The organism is Streptosporangium sp. G11 (genome assembly GCF_051192615.1).
In the GTDB taxonomy this organism is placed as follows: domain Bacteria; phylum Actinomycetota; class Actinomycetes; order Streptosporangiales; family Streptosporangiaceae; genus Streptosporangium.
The window spans coordinates 57,526-75,010 of sequence record NZ_JBPJUQ010000009.1; the positions used below are offsets into that span (position 1 = coordinate 57,526).

Annotated in this window: 12 protein-coding genes; 4 read left to right on the forward strand and 8 right to left on the reverse strand. The window is 71.2% G+C overall.

Annotated elements, in window-relative coordinates:
- The first annotated feature begins 40 nt into the window (after positions 1 to 40).
- Positions 41 to 2,272: a beta-propeller domain-containing protein gene (locus tag ACSDR0_RS11855; RefSeq protein WP_435288831.1), complete on the forward strand. Its 2,232-nt coding sequence runs from the start codon at positions 41 to 43 to the stop codon at positions 2,270 to 2,272.
- Between the two features lie 201 nt (positions 2,273 to 2,473).
- Entirely contained in the window at positions 2,474 to 5,386 is a 2,913-nt protein-coding gene (locus tag ACSDR0_RS11860) for a M36 family metallopeptidase (protein ID WP_435288832.1), read from the forward strand.
- A 162-nt stretch (positions 5,387 to 5,548) separates the two neighbouring features.
- Here ACSDR0_RS11860 and ACSDR0_RS11865 read toward each other — a convergent pair whose 3' ends face one another.
- From ACSDR0_RS11865 to ACSDR0_RS11885, 5 genes are all read right to left on the reverse strand, one after another.
- On the reverse strand, positions 5,549 to 7,291 hold the full coding sequence (locus ACSDR0_RS11865; protein WP_435288833.1) for a glycerol-3-phosphate dehydrogenase/oxidase: 1,743 nt from the start codon (positions 7,289 to 7,291) through the stop codon (positions 5,549 to 5,551).
- A 330-nt stretch (positions 7,292 to 7,621) separates the two neighbouring features.
- Positions 7,622 to 8,227: a response regulator gene (locus tag ACSDR0_RS11870; RefSeq protein WP_435288834.1), complete on the reverse strand. Its 606-nt coding sequence runs from the start codon at positions 8,225 to 8,227 to the stop codon at positions 7,622 to 7,624.
- Positions 8,224 to 9,438: a sensor histidine kinase gene (locus ACSDR0_RS11875; RefSeq protein WP_435288835.1), complete on the reverse strand. Its 1,215-nt coding sequence runs from the start codon at positions 9,436 to 9,438 to the stop codon at positions 8,224 to 8,226. The genes ACSDR0_RS11870 and ACSDR0_RS11875 overlap by 4 nt, the downstream gene beginning before the upstream one ends.
- A gap of 7 nt (positions 9,439 to 9,445) precedes the next feature.
- Positions 9,446 to 10,183, reverse strand: coding sequence for an ABC transporter permease (locus ACSDR0_RS11880; protein ID WP_435288836.1), 738 nt, complete (start codon positions 10,181 to 10,183; stop codon positions 9,446 to 9,448).
- Positions 10,183 to 11,082 carry an ABC transporter ATP-binding protein gene (locus tag ACSDR0_RS11885; protein ID WP_435288837.1) on the reverse strand — a complete coding sequence of 300 codons (900 nt, stop codon included), beginning with the start codon at positions 11,080 to 11,082 and terminating at the stop codon, positions 10,183 to 10,185. Before ACSDR0_RS11885 ends, ACSDR0_RS11880 begins: the two co-directional genes overlap by 1 nt.
- 424 nt (positions 11,083 to 11,506) lie before the next feature.
- Between ACSDR0_RS11885 and ACSDR0_RS11890 the strand changes: the two genes are divergently transcribed.
- Complete coding sequence (locus ACSDR0_RS11890; protein WP_435288838.1) at positions 11,507 to 11,680, forward strand: hypothetical protein; 174 nt, start codon at positions 11,507 to 11,509, stop codon at positions 11,678 to 11,680.
- 372 nt (positions 11,681 to 12,052) lie between these two features.
- Positions 12,053 to 13,189, forward strand: coding sequence for an N-acetylglucosamine-6-phosphate deacetylase (gene nagA / locus ACSDR0_RS11895; RefSeq protein ID WP_435288839.1), 1,137 nt, complete (start codon positions 12,053 to 12,055; stop codon positions 13,187 to 13,189).
- A 112-nt stretch (positions 13,190 to 13,301) separates the two neighbouring features.
- Here the strand turns inward: nagA and ACSDR0_RS11900 are convergent, their stop codons facing one another.
- From ACSDR0_RS11900 to guaB, 3 genes are all read right to left on the reverse strand, one after another.
- Positions 13,302 to 14,234: a hypothetical protein gene (locus tag ACSDR0_RS11900; RefSeq protein ID WP_435288840.1), complete on the reverse strand. Its 933-nt coding sequence runs from the start codon at positions 14,232 to 14,234 to the stop codon at positions 13,302 to 13,304.
- A 289-nt stretch (positions 14,235 to 14,523) separates the two neighbouring features.
- Positions 14,524 to 15,642 carry a GuaB3 family IMP dehydrogenase-related protein gene (locus ACSDR0_RS11905; protein ID WP_435288841.1) on the reverse strand — a complete coding sequence of 373 codons (1,119 nt, stop codon included), beginning with the start codon at positions 15,640 to 15,642 and terminating at the stop codon, positions 14,524 to 14,526.
- 153 nt (positions 15,643 to 15,795) lie between these two features.
- The gene (gene guaB, locus ACSDR0_RS11910; RefSeq protein ID WP_435288842.1) at positions 15,796 to 17,277 is read right to left on the reverse strand and encodes an IMP dehydrogenase; all 1,482 of its coding nucleotides are present in this window, start codon (positions 17,275 to 17,277) and stop codon (positions 15,796 to 15,798) included.
- Positions 17,278 to 17,485: the final 208 nt, after the last annotated feature.

A 17,485-nucleotide genomic window follows, 5' to 3' on the forward strand; every position in this document is an offset into this window, starting at 1 on the left:
AGCTGTTGAACCGCAGGCCCTTCGGATCCGTCGTAGGGGCATGAGGACATCCATTCGTACGGCCGGCGCGGTCACCCTCGCCGCCGCCCTGCTCGCCACGGCGTGCACTTCGACGGAGACGAAGACCGCCGCGGGCCGTACGTCACCGGTCGATCTGGGGAACATCAAGCTGGTCTCCTACAGCGACTGCGACGACATGCTGGCCGGGCTTCGCGCGGCGACGGCGAAGAACGTCGGCCCCTGGGGCATCGGCGGTCCCGTGGTCATGTACGCGGAGTCGACGTCGGACGCCGCCTCCGCCAAGCGCTCGGCCGGCGCGCCCGAGCACTCCACCACGAACACGCACGAGGCCGGGGTCGACGAGCCCGACCTGGTGAAGACCGACGGCAACCGGGTGATCACCGTCAACCGCGGCGTGCTGCGGGTGGTGGACGCCGCGACCAGGAAGGTCACCGGAACGCTCAAGCTCGTGAACGCCGAGCAGGCGTGGGCCCCGGCCGACCTGCTGGTCAGCGGGGACAGGGCTCTGGTGCTGTTCTCCGGCGGCGGGATCATCCCCTACGGCGCGACGGCCAAGCGCGCGGCGAGCCCGGGACCGCGCTACGTCCTCGTCGACCTGTCGGGGAAGCCGAAGGTGATCGGCTCGCTCACCCCCGACGGCTCCCACGTGGACGTCAGGATGGTCGGCTCGACCGTGCGGATCGTGGTCCGCAGCCAGCCGCGGATCGAGTTCCCCGACGCCGGGCCCGACCTGTCGGACAACGAGCGCACCCGGCGCAACGCGGAGATCGTCGCCAAGGCGCCGATCGAGGCGTGGCTGCCGAAGTACGAGCTGACGACCGCGGACGGCTCGACCTCGGACCGCAAGGTCGACTGCGGGCAGGTCAGCCATCCCGTGGAGTACTCCGGGACGTCGATGCTGACCGTGCACAGTTTCGACCTGTCGCAGGCGCTCGCCGAGACGGCCCCGATCAGCGTCGCGGCCGACGGCGACACCGTCTACGGGACGGGCTCCAGCCTGTACGTGTCCAGCAACCCGCGCTGGTGGTGGCCCCGGCCGATCGACCCGATGGTCATCGAGGACGCCCCGGCGACACCCTCGCCGACCGGGTCCGCGACCGTCACCCCGGCCCCCGGGACGTCGCCGGCCGTGGTGACCACCTCCGCCGCCACTTCGGCCGTCACCCCCGCGGTCACTCCTGCCGCCACCGCCGCCACTCCGGCGGTCACCCCGGCGTCCCTCTCGGACGCCGACCCGGCCCCGAGCCTGCTCCCGGAGCCGCCCGCCTCACCGATCCCGGACCCTTCGGCGACCGGCACGGCCTCGCCGACCGACACCGTCTCACCGACCGGCACCGCCTCGCCGACCCCGACGCCCGAGGTGACCCCGACGGCCGAGGTGACCCCGGAGCAGCCGCCGGAGGAGACCGAGATCCACCGGTTCGACATCACCGCGGCCGGGGCGCCCCGCTACGTCGCCTCGGGCAAGGTCTCCGGCAGGCTGCTCAACCAGTACTCCCTGTCGGAGCACGAGGGGCACCTGCGGGTCGCCACCACCTCGACCAGCGGGCAGGACAGCTCCAGCGCCGTCTACGTGCTCGACGCCGACACCCTGGCCAGGACCGGCGAGGTCGGCGGGCTCGGGCAGGGCGAGCGGATCTACTCGGTCCGCTTCATCGGCCCCGTCGGCTACGTGGTGACGTTCAAGCAGGTGGACCCGCTCTACACGCTCGACCTGCGCGACCCGGCGGCGCCGAGGAAGACGGGCGAACTGAAGATCACCGGCTACTCGGCGTACCTGCACCCGGCGGGCGACGGGCGGCTGATCGGCGTGGGCCAGGAGGCCAGCGAGCAGGGCCGCACGCTCGGCACCCAGGTGTCCCTGTTCGACGTCAGCGACCCGGCCAACCCCCGCCGCCTGTCGCAGATGTTCCAGAAGGACTCGGGATCGGAGGCCGAGTGGGACCCGCACGCCTTCCTGTACTGGGCCAAGACGGGCATGGCGGTCCTCCCGCTGAGCTCGTGGACGGGCACCGAGCAGACCAACGGGACCGCCCTGGTCCTCAAGATCGATGATTCCGCGGTCACCAGGACCGGCACGGTCGTCCACCCCAGGCCCGAGCCGGCGGGGAACGCCCGCGCCGCCTCGTACGACCCCGGCATCCGCCGCTCGGTCGTCATCGGCGACAGCCTGTGGACGGTCTCCGACCTCGGCCTCAAGGTCAGCGACATGAAGGACCTGGCCGACCAGGCCTGGATCCCCTTCTCCTGACCTCTCCCGACGACCGAACCCGCGCCCCCGGCCGACCGCCGGGGGCGCTCCCGTTTACCGGCCCCAGAACGCCCTATAACACTGACATATGCCCCTTTACAAGATCTTGTCATGACACTTGAATCAGTGTTACCTCTTGCGAAACACACGTGATCCGCGTGTGGCATGGCCCGACGACGGCCATATTTCGCAGGAGGATCGGTGTCGACCAAACCCTGGTCACGCGTTACCGTCATCGCCGCCGCCACCGCGGCGCTCGTCATTCCCCTGCCGGGGGTCGCCCAGGGCGAACCCGGCGGCCAACCCCCCAAGGTCCACGACTTCCAGGCCGAACACGGCGCCAAGCCCGACCTGGACAACCGGCGCGGCAGCGTCGCGCCCCCGGCCTCGCTCTCCAGGTCGGTGGCGGCGAGCACCTCGACGATCCGGTGGAACAGCCTCGGCACCCCGGCCGTCATCACCGGCTCCGCCCCCCTCGCCGAAGGCCTGGACGCCGACCCCGAGCGAGCCGCGCGGGCCTACCTCAAGGCGAACGAGACCCTCTTCGGCCTCTCCGGCGAGGCCGTGGACGCGCTGGAGAAGGTCGCCGCCAACCCCATCGGTGACGGACACGCCGTACTCCTGCGGCAGAAATTCGGCGGCCTGCCCGCGGGCGTGGACGGTCAGGTCGTCGTCGGCGTGAAGGGCGGCAAGGTCCTCCACGTCACCTCGACCCTCTCGCGCTCCTCCGAGGCGCCTCCCGCCGCCAGGCTCACCGAGCAGCAGGCGCTGGAGATCGCGGCCAGGGACGGCGGGATCGACCTGGCCACGGCCAGTGTCAAGAAGGCCACCGCCACGGCGGTGCCCGCGCCCGACGGGACGCACAACGCGTTCCAGGTCGTCCTGATCGGCGGCGGCGAGGGCGAGCCCGCCGCGTACACGACGCACGTGGACGCGGTCAGCGGCGAGATCCTGACCCGCGAGAACCTGGTCGACCACCACTCCGCGCCGGACGACCCCCGGTGGGAGGCGTTCCCGGCCAATCCCCCGGCCGACTACTCCGCCACCGACACCCGCGCGACGTGGTGCGCCAAGGCCGGTCCCGGCTGCGACGTGATCGGGGCCGACCCGGCCACCGGCAAGGCGTGGGACGTGGACCACGCCACGGACACCCCGACGAACACGAGCACCGGCAACGCCGCCAAGACCGTGGAGAACCGCGCCAGCGGCGACGCGTTCTCCGTGGGCACCCGCGGCAACGTGGCCACGCCGAGCCGCGACTACGTCTACCCGTGGACCAACAAGTGGTACACGGCCAAGTGCGACCCGGCCTCCCTGGACCAGCCCGGCGAGGCCGACCTCGAAGCCGCCATCTCCAACCTGCACGTCATGCACAACCGCATGCACGACTGGTCCTACCGTCTCGGCTTCACCGAGACCGCCTGGAACATGCAGAACGACAACGGCGAGCGCGGCGGCCTCGGCGGCGACCCCGAGCAGGGCAACGCCCAGGCGGGCGCCCGGGTGCTCAGCGTGCGCGACAACGCCAACCAGATCACCGGCCCCGACGGGGTCGCGCCCATCACCAACATGTACATGTGGCAGCCGATCGCGGGCTCGTTCTACTCGCCCTGCGTGGACGGCGACTACGACATGTCGGTGATCGGGCACGAGTACACCCACGCGATCTCCGGCCGCATGATCGGCGGCCCGAACGCCGGGTGGAGCGGCGCCCAGGCCGGGGCCATGAACGAGAGCACCTCCGACCTGTTCGCGATGGAGTACCTCTCCGAGTACGGCTTCCGCCCCGCGGGCGACACCCCGTACGTCACCGGCGGCTACGTCACCGGCGACAAGAAGGCGGGCATCCGCAACTACGACATGTCCACCTCGCCGCTGAACTACAGCGACATCGCGTACGACATCGTCGGCCAGCAGGTGCACGCCGACGGTGAGATCTGGTCGGCGACCCAGTACGACGTGCGCAAGGCCTTCCTGCAGAAGTACGGCCAGGGCACCCCGGCCAAGCAGAAGGCGTGCGCCGACGGCAAGACGCCGGTCGGGGAGTGCCCCGGCAACCGCCGCTGGGCGCAGCTCTCCTTCGACGCGCTGCTGCTGATGGCCACCGGCGCGGTCAGCTACGTCGACCACCGCGACGCACTGCTCGCGGCCGACGCCATCCGCTTCGGCGGCGCGAACCAGGCCATCATGTGGCGCGCGTTCGCCGAGCACGGCCTCGGCCAGGGCGCGGCGAGCGTCGGGAGCGGCGACCCCGACCCGACGCCGAGCTTCGTCGACCCGGCCGGCAAGAACGGCAGGATCCAGCTCAAGCCGCTGCTCGAGGCCAAGGACGCCGCGCTCCGGCTGTACGTCGGCGACTACGAGGGCCGCGTGGTCCCGGTGGCCGACACCGACCCCGCGACCGCGCTCGGCGACACCGTCGAGATGACCCCCGGAATCTACGACTTCGTGGTCGCGGGCAACGGGTTCGGGCACACCCGCGTGAAGTTCGCGGTGCTGCCGGGCGTGAAGCTGCCGCTGCCGCTCGCGGTGCCGAAGAACCTCGCCTCGGCGGCGCTGGGCGCCACCGCGACGGGTGACGGCGTCAACCACGCCAAGCTGATCGACGAGACCGAGGCGTCGAACTGGGCCTCGCTGACCGGGCCGGTCAAGGGCAGGTCCGTCACCGTGGACCTGGCCGGGACCGAGCCGGCGAAGATCCGCCGCGTGCAGGTCAGCGCCATGCTCAGGCCCCCGGCCCCGGCCGACCCCGCCGACCCCGGCACCCAGAACCGCTTCAGCGCCCTGCGCGCCTTCGAGGTCCTGGCCTGCGACGCCACCAAGAAGGACTGCTCGTCACCCGCGTCCTTCTCGGTCGTCTACACCAGCCCGTCCAACGCCTTCGAGACGCGCAGGCCGCGTCCTCGCGGCGCCGACCTGGTCATCGAGTCCTTCAAGATCCCCACGACCACCGCGACCCACCTGACCCTGCGGGCCGTCTCCACCCAGTGCACCGGCAACCCGGTCTACGCCGGTGAGCAGGACGCAGACCCCAACTCCGCCACCGACTGCGCCACGGCCAGCCTCACCAGGGACCACCTGCGCGCGGCCGAGTTCCAGGCCTTCACCCGCTAGTCCCTCCGAACGTCCGCTGGTCCCTCCGGAGTCCCCGGGGCCCGAGTTTCTCGGGGCCCGGGGACTTTCCGGTTCGGAGGGTTCTTCGGTCAGGAGGGCTTTCGGTTCCGGGGGCTCTGGTTCCGGGGGCTCTGGTTCCGGGGGCTCTGGTTCCGGGGAGGGTCAGACCGGGTTCGTCTCGGGGCTGGCCACCGGCACGATCTCCGGGGCGCCGAGGCGGATGGCGTCGGCCTCCTGGTCGGTGTCCTGCTCCTGGGAGAGGCGCTCGGACTCGACGCGCTTGGTGTAGTACTCCACCTCGCGCTTGATCTGCTCGGCGTCCCAGCCCAGCGGCTCGGCGAGCAGCTGGGCCGTCTCCTCGACCACGCCCAGCCCCCGGTGGAAGGTCTCGATCGAGATGTGCGTACGCCGGGTCAGCACGTCGTTCACGTGCCGGGCGCCCTCGTGGGTCGCCGCGTAGACCACCTCCGCCCGGAGGTAGTCGTCGGCCCCCGCCAGCGGCTTGGCCAGCGACGGGTCCCGCTCGATCAGCGCCAGCACCTCGTCGATCATCGACCCGTACCGCTGGAGCAGGTGCTCGATCCTGGCCACGTGCAGCCCGGAGGACTGGGCCAGCCGCTGCCGGGAGTTCCACAGCGCCTGGTAGCCCTCGGCCCCGGCCAGCGGGATGCGGTCGGTGCAGGAGGCCGGAACCCGCTGGTCCAGGCCGTGTGCCACGGCGTCGACCGCGTCCTTCGCCATAACACGATATGTCGTGTATTTCCCCCCGGCCACCATGACCAGCCCCGGGACGGGATGGGCCACCACGTGCTCGCGGGAGAGCTTGGACGTCTCCTCCGACTCCCCCGACAGCAGCGGGCGCAGCCCGGCGTAGACGCCCTCGACGTCCTCGCGGGTGAGCGGGACCGAGAGCACCTCGTTGACGTGGTCGAGGACGTAGTCGATGTCCGACCGCGACGCCGCCGGGTGGGCCCGGTCCAGCTCCCACCGGGTGTCGGTGGTGCCGATGATCCAGTGACGGCCCCAGGGGATGACGAAAAGCACCGACTTCTCGGTGCGCAGGATGATCCCGGTGAGCGAGTGGATCCGGTCGCGCGGCACCACCAGGTGGATGCCCTTGGAGGCGCGTACGTGGATCTGCCCGCGCCCGCCGACCAGCTCCTGGATGTCGTCGGTCCACACGCCGGTGGCGTTGACCACCTGGCGGGCCCGCACGTCCACCTCCCTGCCGGTCTCCAGGTCGCACACCCTGACCCCGGTGACCCGCTCCCCCTCGCGCAGGAAACCCACCACCTGCGTCCGCGAGGCGACGTTGGCGCCGTACGTGGCCGCCGTCCGCAGCATGGTCATGACGTAGCGCGCGTCGTCGACCTGCGCGTCCCAGTACTGCACCGCCCCGGAGAACGCCGTCCTGCGCAGCGCGGGCGCGAGCCGCAACGCCCTCTTGCGCGACAGGTGCCTGTGGCCGGGTACGCCCCGGGAGAGCCCGGTGGAGAAGCCCATCGTGTCGTACATCACCAGGCCCGCGCCGACATAGGGCCGCTCCCAGCCGAAATGCGTCAGCGGGAACAGGAACGGCACCGGTCTGACCAGGTGCGGGGCGATCCGCTGCAGCAGCAGGGCCCGCTCCTGGAGCGCCTCCCTGACCAGCTCGAAATTGAGCTGTTCCAGATAGCGCAGCCCGCCGTGGATGAGCTTGGACGACCTGGACGAGGTGCCCGAGGCGAAGTCACGCGCCTCCAGCAGCCCGACGGACAATCCTCGGGTCGCCGCGTCCAGCGCGACTCCCGCTCCGACGACCCCGCCTCCGATCACCACCACGTCGAGTTCCTCGGCGCTCATCTGCGCCAGTGCGGCGGACCGCTCGGCAGGGCCGAGCCGTCCGGTGCCCATTCGCGCCGTCATGTGCAACCCCCTGGGGTGCGGCTTGTCGCCTTACGTGAGGTATCTACCCATCTACCCTAGGCATCATTACCGGCCGGTAGGGAAAGGCGGCCGTGATTCACGCCATACCCCCGTGAACAGCGAGAAGACAACGAGGAGTCAAAGGGAGGACAACGCCACGGGAACCCCTCACTCCGGCCGGTGAACCCCCTGGCCGGCACCCGTCACCCGGCCTCGGAGGGCAGGAAACATGAGGGAGACTCATAAATCGTCTAACGAGGTTCCCCCGCCCGGACGGCGCCCCCGCACGCCACCCCTGGATCGCCCGGAGCGCTTACGACCACCACACGACTACAGCCAGCCGCGTTCCCTGGCCACCACGGCGGCCTCACTCCTGCCGCGGGTGCCCGTCTTGCCGATGGCCGCCGAGAGGTGGTTGCGCACCGTGCCCTCGGTGAGATGCAGCAGCTTCGCGACCTCGGCGATGGCGTTCCCCGCGCCGACCGCGGTCAGCACCTCGCGCTCGCGCGCCGTCAGCGGGTTGATCCCGTACACCAGCGACTCGGTGGCGAGGACCGGGTCGACCACCCGGATACCCCGGTGGACCTTGCGCACCGCGTCCGCGAGATCCTCCGGGGAGGCGTCCTTGACGATGAACCCGAAGGCCCCCGCCGCCATCGCGCGCGTGAGATAGCCGGGACGGCCGAAGGTCGTGCACACGAGGACGCGGCAGGCCGGAAGCTCCCCGTGGAGCTCCTCCGCCGCGGTCAGCCCGTCCTTGCCCGGCATCTGCACGTCGATCAGCGCCACGTCGGGGGAGGCCTCGCGGGCCGCCGGGAGGATCTCGTCGCCCGAGCCGACCTGCGCCACCACGGTGATGTCCGGCTCCAGGCCGAGCATCGCCGCGAGGGCACCGCGCACCAGCGCCTGGTCGTCGGCGATGAGAACCCTGATCATCCCTGATCCACCCCCGTGGCCCGTTCCCCCCGCCGCCGGTCCCGCGCCGTGGGAACGACCGCCCGCACGGCGAAACCGCCCTGTTCGCGCGGACCGGCCTCAAGTGTGCCACCCACGGCCCGCAGGCGTTCCTCCAGGCCGCGCAGCCCGTTTCCCCACCGCACGGCGGTGCCGGTCCCGTCGTCGTACACCTCCAGCCAGTTTCCCCCCATGCCGACGGTGACCCGCCCGGCCGAGGAGTGCCTGACCACATTGGTCACCGCCTCGCGCAGCACGTGCCCGAAGACCTCCTGCAGCCCCGGGTGGACGTCGTCGACGGCGTACGGCAGCTGCGCCCGGATGCCGGCGACGCGCAGTGCCTCCTTCGCCACGACCAGCTCCCCCGAGAGCGTGACCTGCCGGTATCCGGAAACGGTGGCACGCACGTCCGCCAGCGCCTGCCTGGACAGCCGCTCCACGTCACCGGCCTCGCGGGCGGCCGCGCCGAGGTCGCCCGAGCTCTCCAGGATCCGCCTGACCAGGCCCGCCTTCAGCGTGATGGTGGTGAGGCCGTGCCCCAGGATGTCGTGGAGGTCCCTGGCGAAACGTTCTCTTTCCTGGTCCACCGCGAGCGCGGCGACCTGGTCGCGCGTCCGCCTCAGCTCCTCGTTCGCGTCCATCAGCCGGGCCAGCAGGGCGGTGGCGCTGCTGACCGCGCCGAGGATGACGATGTTGGTCAGCTGCTCGGCCAGGCCGCCGGTCAGCAACGCGCCCACGGCGAGCCCGGCGAGCGCGAGCACCGTCACGACGGCGGCCACCTCGCGTTTGGCCATCACCGCGATGACGCAGAGGGCGAACATCAGCACCCAGGAGTTGCCCAGCCCCATGAGGACGATCAGAGCGGCGCCCAGTCCCATCAGGGTCAGGCACAGCACCGCCCGTACGATCCAGGCCTCCCACTGGCCCATCGCCACGAAGAGCAGGTACGCGGCGGTGTAGGCCACCCCCACCCCTATCGCCCAGGCCTGCCGGTGCGGCCCGAGCGAGGCGAGGGCGTGCAGCCAGGTCGGGATCATGAGGGCGCTGAACAGCGTGGTCAGCCCCACCGAGATCATGACGACCCGCCGGTCCCAGGTCGACGAGGCGGGCAGGAACAGGGACCTTCCCAGGTCTCCGACGGCCCCGCGCGCGCGGGTGCCGTCACCGCTCCGGCCGCGCTCGGCTCTCTCCATCAAGGACTCAACTCCGGCTGGAATCATGGCGATAACGCCACATCGCCGCGCCCGCCAGCACCACCGACCAGCCTACGAGCACCCCGCCCGCCGGCAGGATGTCGCGATCGGGCAGGACCGCCGACCGGGCGACCTCTGTCAGCCAGTAACCGGGCGTGAGGTGCCCGACGGAGGTGAACCACGGCGGGAGAGTGTCCAGCGGCATGAACATGCCGCCGAAGATCGCCAGCACCAGCATCCCGACGATCGTGATCTGCTGGACGTTGTCCTTTCCCGCCGTCTGACCGATCAGCAGTCCCAGGATGGCGAAGGGCAGCCCGCCGAGCCAGACGAGGAGGATCAGGACGAGCCAGGCGCCGGGCTCCAGCCGCACGTCCCTCACCAGGGCCGCGATGAGCGCGACCACCAGCGGCGGCGGCAGCGCGACGAGCATGCCCACCGCCCCCTTGCCCAGGAGGTAGCCGGCCCCCGAGAGCGGTGTCAGCCGGAGCTGCCGCTGCCAGCCCGCGGCCCGCTCGTTCACCACCTGGGTGCCGACGAGCATCCCGGCCAGCAGCACGCCCCAGGCGGTCATGGCGGGAAGGACGACGACCGCCGCCGGGTAGGGGGCGTCCCCGGGCATCTGCGTCTCGAAGATCAGCGTTTCGAGGAGGTAGAACGCGCCGGGGAACCCCACGACGAACAGGAGTGTCCCCGGTTGCCGCAGCGCCCTGCGGAGTTCCAGGGCCAGGTATCCGAATCTCATCACCGCTCCCCCTCGCCGGTCGTGAGAGCGCCGTCGGCGAGAGCGCCCTCGGCCGTGAGAGCGAAGAAGACCTCGTCCAGGCCGACACCGGCGACCTCGATGCCGCGCGCCCCCGGAAAGCCGGGCAGCAGCGCGCGCAGGGTGACGTCGGAGTCGGAGCTGACCATCTCCACCTTCTCCCCGAAGATCTCGACGTTGACGACGCCGGGCAGGGCGAGCAGGGCCTCCCTGGCGGCCCCGGGGATGACGGCGCGCAGGACGCGGCCGGCCGCCAACCTTCTCACCTGGTCGATCGGACCGTCGGCGACCACCAGCCCCTTCCTCAGGAAGACGACCTTGTCGGCGTACTCCTCGGCCTCCTCCAGATGGTGGGTCGCGAAGATCACCGTGCGGCCCAGGGCGGTGAATTCCCGCATCGACCTCCAGAACTCGCGGCGTGTGGTCACGTCCATTCCGGTCGTCGGCTCGTCGAGCAGCAGGAGGTCCGGGTCGGAGACCATGGCGACGGCGAATCGCACCCTCTGCTTCTGGCCTCCCGAGAGCCTGGTCGACCTCCGCTGCCGGAGGTCCTCGATCCCCGCCCTGCGCAGGGCCTCGTGAACCGTGAGCGGCTTGCGGTGCAGCGAGGCGACCATCCCGACGATCTCCCCGACCGTGGCGTCCTCCAGCAGCGCCCCCTCCTGGAGCACCGCGCCGACGAGGCCCTCCCTGACGGCCTGGGCGGGCGAACGCCCGAACACGAGGATCTCGCCGCTGTCCGGCCTGGTCAGCCCGAGGATCATGTCCACCGTCGTGGATTTTCCCGCGCCGTTCGGTCCGAGCAGGGTGACGACCTCACCGGGGGCGATCGTCAGGTCGACGCCTCTGACGGCGTGGACGTCTCCGTATCTCTTGTGCAACCCGGCAGCGCGAAGCGCCGTCGGCCGGGGTTCCCTTTTCCCGCCGGCTTCCGGGATCGACGTGTTTCCCATGCGGTCAAGCGTGGCCGAAACAGGGGGCGGCACGCCTAGCCTGTGTGTCACCACTTCCCCGTGACGGCTGTCATGGGGAAGACCCGCGCGCCACGCCTCCACATTCGTGCCCGGCCGCCTGCCCCTCCCCTGCGCCATGCTTCCCACCGGCCGGGAACCGGGCCCCGTGTTCGAACTTTCGATTTCACGACGACACCCCTTCACATTCCGGGTTTTCCATCATTCTTCACGCACAAAGAATGACAACTGTCATGACAAGTCCGTGACAGCATTCCTATGTCCACCGCGACCTTGACTGACACCATTTGGACACAGGAACCGAGGTATTTTCACCACGAATTCAGGAGGAACAATGGCGAGCGAGAACTCCCGGCAGATCATGTTCATGACCGTCTGCTCGATCGCGGGCGGCGTGATCGGCGGCCTGGCCGGAATGTACTGGCTCCAGCCCGCGATCCTCATCCCCATCGGCGTCGTGGTCGGTCTCAGCATCGGCCTCGCCCTCGGCCGGAGGCGGCCGACGTGAGTTCACTCCGGCCGTACGGCGGTCGCCGGGAACCCGGCGTGACCGGGGCCGGGCGGTGTCCCGCCGTTCGCCCCCTGTCGCGGGCGTCGCCGGCAGCGCGGTCACACCCTTCCCCGTAAGGCCCCGTAAGACCCCATAAGACCCCGCGAGGTCCCGCGAGGTCCCGCGAGGTCCCGCGAGGTCCCGCGAGGTCCCGCGAGGTCCCGCGAGGTCCGTGAAGGTTCGCGAAGTCCCGTGAGGCCGGGGAAAGGTCCGTGAGGTCCCGTGAGGCCGGGAAGGGCTCGTTCCGGTCCGCGCCGTGGTTCTCGGCGCGAGCTCCAGGCCCGGGAGTGCCGGGAGCCGGTTCTCCCGGGAACCCGCGAGGATGGGACCATGAGCATCACACTCGCCGACGCCCGCGTCGTGACCCCCGAAGGTGTCCACGAAGGCTGGCTCACCATCGAAGACGGCCGCATCACCCACGTGGGCCAGGGCTCGGCCCCCGGTGCCGGGCTCGCTCTCGGCGGCCGGTACGTCGTGCCCGGCTTCGTCGACATCCACAACCACGGCGGGGCGGGCGGCTCCTTTCCCACCGGCGACCCGGACCAGGCGAGCCAGGCCGTCGACCTGCACGCCCGTCACGGCACCACCACGCTCATGGCCAGCCTGGTCACCGCCTCCACGGACGACCTGGCCAGGGTCGCCGCGTCCCTCGCCGACCTGTGCGAGGACGGCCTGCTGGCCGGGATCCACTTCGAGGGCCCCTACATCTCCGCCGCCCGGTGCGGCGCGCACAACCCGGCGCTGCTGCGCGACCCCTCGCCGGTGGAGTTCGCCGGGCTGCTCAAGGCCGGGCGCGGTCACGTACGGATGATCACCATCGCCGCCGAGCTGCCCGGCGCGCTGGAGACCGTACGGGAGGCGGTGGCCAACGGGGTGATCGCCGCCCTCGGCCACAGCGACGCGACCTACGAGCAGACGATCTCCGGCATCGAGGCGGGCGGCAGCGTCGCGACCCACCTCTACAACGCGATGCCGCCGCTGCACCACCGCGACCCCGGGCCGATCGCCGCGCTGCTCCAGGACGAGCGCGTCACGGTCGAGCTGATCAACGACGGCGTGCACCTGCACCCGGCCATGACGCGCCTGGCCTTCGAGGTCGCGGGTCCCGGCAGGACCGCGCTGATCACCGACGCCATGGCGGCGGCGGGCATGGGCGACGGCGTCTACGGGCTCGGCCCGATGACGGTGAACGTCGCGGGTGGGGTGGCCCGGCTGGCCGAGGGCGGCACCATCGCGGGCAGCACCCTGACCATGGACGTCGCGTTCCGGCGAGCCGTGCGCGAGGTGGGTCTGTCACTGGCCGAGGCGTCCGAGATCGCCTCCCTGACCCCCGCGAGGGTTCTCGGCCTCGCCGACCACCTGGGATCCGTCTCGGTCGGCAAGCGGGCCGACCTGGTGGTGCTCACCGACGACCTGGAGGTCTCCGGCGTCATGCGCGGGGGCACCTGGATCACCGAACCCCGCTGATCCCCGGATCACCGAACCCGGGCCGGCCTCCGGCGCCCCCGGGCCGGCGCCCCGCCGCCCGGCCGAAACGCGGGGCCTGGCCGGCCCGCCGCGTGAGGTGGACGCGGGCCGTTCAGGACCAGTCCCAGCGGATGCCGACCAGGCCGGGTTCCAGCGACCCGGCCACCAGGTGCACGGTGTTGTGGGCGTTGAGGGAGAGCTCGCCGAGGTCCTGTTCCCCGGTGCCGGGGCCGTGGCGGGCGAACCGCTGGACGCGCACCGGGAGGGCTTCGGGCGCGAAACCCACCCGGAGCACGTACTGCCCGGCCGGGTACCGGAAGCCCCGCTCGTACTCGACGGTCTCCACGCCGCTCGGGTCGGCCAGCTCGTAGCGGATGATCTGCGTTTCGCCGGTCCGCAGCACCTGGTCGAACAGTAGCTCCGCCACGACCAGGGCGGTCGGCCCGTCGCGGCGGACCCGTCCGACCCGGCAGTCCTCCAGAGCCCGGACGCGCACCCGCTCCACGTCACATCCCAGATCGCCCCGGTAGACCATGATGTAGCGGTCGGTGGCCTCCTCGTGCGCCTGCACCACCTGGAGCGTCTCGCGCCGCACGGTGCTGCGGTCGGGACCGATCTGCAGCGTCTCGTACATCCCTGCGATGTGCAGGCGCCGGTCGTCGGCCACCCCGTTCAGGTCGTGGATCATCGCCGACAGCGTGTGGGAGGATTCCATGATCGCGGAGTAGGGCAGGGCTCCCACCGGGAGCTTCCCCGCGTCCCGCCCGCGCGGCCGGGGCGGGCCGAGAAGGGCCATGAGGGAGCGCGGAGGCAGGACGAGGATCTCCTCCAGGGCACGCACCGCGCGCAGCGACTCGGGACGCTCAGGACGGCGCAGGCCCTGCTGCCAGTAGCTCAGGCTCGTCATCCCGACCCGGAGACCGCGTTCCCCGAGATGCCGCCGGAGCCCGCCCAGGGTCATCCCACGAGCCTCCACCGCGGCGCGCAGCGCGGCGTGGAAGGGCCCTTCCTTGAGGGCGACCCGGAGTTCTTGATCATTTGGCACGTATGAATGCTCACAGATTTCTTCACGCGCGTCATTTCGGTTATCGCCGTCGCACGGAAGACGGCGAGCACCCGGCCCACCGGACCGGGCGCCCACGCACGAGACCCCGACCGGCCGGCCGGGTCACCGGCAACCGTCCCGCGAGATCCCTCCGGCCCCCGCGAGAGGCCGATCTCGCGGGAGGCCCGATCTCGTGAGGCCGATCTCGCAGGAGCCCGCTCACAGGCGCGGGAGCCCGGCCTCGCGAAAGGTCGGGCTCGCGAGAGGCCGGGCCCCGCCTCGCGAGAGGTCAGCTGATCTGCGGGGCGACGACGACCTCGACCCGCTGGAACTCCTTGAGGTCGGAGTATCCGGCGGTGGCCATCGTGCGCTTGAGCGCGCCCATCAGGTTCATCGAGCCGTCGGCCACCGAGGAGGGGCCGTGCAGGATCTGCTCCAGCGTACCGACCGTGCCGAACTCGACCCGCTTGCCCCTGGGCAGCTCGGGGTGCTGCGCCTCGGAACCCCAGTGGAATCCCTGGCCGGGAGCCTCGACGGCCCTCGCCAGCGGCGAGCCGACCATGACCGCGTCCGCGCCCACGGCGATCGCCTTGGCGATGTCGCCGGAGGTGCCCATGCCGCCGTCGGCGATGACATGGACGTACCGGCCACCGGACTCGTCCATGTAGTCGCGGCGGGCGGCGGCCACGTCGGAGATCGCGGTGGCCATCGGCACCACCACGCCCAGCACCGTGCGGGTGGTGTGCGAGGCGCCACCGCCGAAGCCGACGAGCACCCCGGCCGCGCCGGTCCGCATCAGGTGCAGCGCCGCGGTGTAGGTGGCGCACCCGCCGACGACCACGGGGACGTCGAGCTCGTAGATGAACTGCTTGAGGTTGAGCGGCTCGGCCCTGCCGGAGACGTGCTCGGCGGAGACCGTGGTGCCGCGGATCACGAAGATGTCCACGCCCGCGTCGATGACGGCCTTGTGGTACTGGACCGTGCGCTGCGGGGACAGCCGGACGGCCGTCGCCACCCCGGCGGCGCGGATCTCCTCGATACGGCGGCCGATCAGCTCTTCCTTGATCGGCGCGTTGTAGATCTCCTGCAGCCGCTTCGTGGCGGGCTCGCCCTTGAGCTGGGCCACCTCTTCCAGCAGCGGCATCGGGTCGTCGTAGCGGGTCCACAGCCCTTCGAGGTCGAGCACGGCGAGACCGCCGAGCCTGCCGACCTCGATGGCGGTCTTCGGCGAGACCACGCTGTCCATCGGGCTCACCACGACGGGCAGCTCGAAGCGGTAGGCGTCGATCTGCCAGGCGATCGAGACCTCCTCCGGGTCGCGGGTGCGACGGGAGGGAACGATGCCGATCTCGTCGAGCGCGTAGGCACGACGGCCGTTCTTGCCGCGGCCGATCTCCACCTGAGTCATATGTCTGTCTTTCCCGTTCCGTGCGTGCATGGCGCACGCCGTGTTCCGTGCGTGCGCCATGCACGCCGCGTTCCATGCGGTACTGCCGTGCGCGCGGCGTCTCGTGCGTGCGGGGGCCGCACGCCACGTTCTCCCGCGCGCGGGCGCGCCGCTCTAGCGACCGTGGTAGTTGGGAGCCTCGACCGTCATCTGGATGTCGTGCGGGTGGCTCTCCTTGAGACCTGCCGACGTGATCGGCATCAGCTCGCACCGCTCGTGCATGTCGGCGACCGTACGGCACCCGGAGTACCACATGCCCTGGCGCAGGCCGCCGATGAGCTGGTGGGCCACCGCGGCGACCGGGCCTCGATAGGGGACCTGCCCCTCGATGCCCTCGGGGATGAACTTGTCCTCGTTCCCGACGTCGCCCTGGGCGTAGCGGTCCTTGCTGAAGGAGGTGCCGCCGCGCTCGCGGTTGCGGACCGCGCCGAGCGAGCCCATGCCCCGGTACGACTTGAACTGCTTGCCGTTGATGAAGATCAGCTCGCCCGGGGACTCCTCGCAGCCCGCCAGCAGGGACCCGAGCATGACCGTGTCGGCCCCGGCCGCGATGGCCTTGACGATGTCGCCCGAGTACTGCAGGCCGCCGTCGCCGATCACCGGGACCCCGGCGGGGCCCGCGGCCAGGGAGGCCTCGTGGATGGCCGTCACCTGCGGGGCGCCGACACCGGCGACCACGCGCGTGGTGCAGATGGAGCCCGGCCCGACACCGACCTTGACCGCGTCGACCCCGGCGTCGACCAGCATCTGGGCGCCCGCGCGGGTGGCGATGTTGCCGCCGATCACCTCGACCCGGCTGTTGGACTTGATCTTGGCGATCATGTCGGCGAGGCCCTTGGAGTGGCCGTGCGCGACGTCCACCACGATCACGTCGACCCCGGCCTCGATCAGCGCGATCGCCCGCTTCTCGGCGTCACCGCCGACGCCGACGGCCGCCCCCACGACGAGCCGGCCGTCGGCGTCCTTGGTGGCGAGAGGATACTGCTCGCTCTTGGTGAAGTCCTTGACGGTGATGAGGCCGCGCAGCCGCCCTCCGGCGTCGACCAGCGGGAGCTTCTCGATCTTGTTCTGCTTGAGCAGGGCGAACGCGTCGTCGGTGGAGACCCCGACCGGCGCGGTGACCAGCGGCATCGGGGTCATGACCTCGCGTACCGGGCGGTTCTCGTCGGTCTCGAAGCGCATGTCGCGGTTGGTGACGATGCCGACGAGCACCCCGCTCTCGTCGGTCACCGGGACGCCGGAGATCCGGTACGTCGCGCAGAGGCGCTCGACGTCGGCCAGCGTCTCGTCCGGGGAGCAGGTGACCGGGTTGGTGACCATCCCGGCCTCGGAGCGCTTGACGAGGTCGGCCTGCTGGGCCTGGTCCTCGATCGACAGGTTGCGGTGCAGGACGCCGATGCCGCCCTGGCGTGCCATCGCCACCGCCATGCGGGCCTCGGTCACCGTGTCCATCGCCGCGGAGACCAGCGGGATCCGCAGGGTGATGCCCCGCGACAACCGCGTGGTGGTGTCGGCCTGCCCCGGCTGCAGGTCCGAATACGCGGGAACAAGGAGCACATCGTCGAACGTGAGCCCCGGCTCGGTGAACTTGGCCATCTGCAACCCTCCTGCCGCGGCGCTCTCATGACGGGGAAAGGCGCCGACCCCCGGATCACAGTTTAGAGTCTGACGCCAAACCCGGCGGACCCAGGGGGAAAGACGAGGCGCGGAGGTCCTGGGGAGGACGGGTCCCGGGGGGCCCGGGGGAAAGACGGGCCCCCGAGGACCCGGGGGAAAAGCGGGGGACCGAGCGGTCGGTGACCCG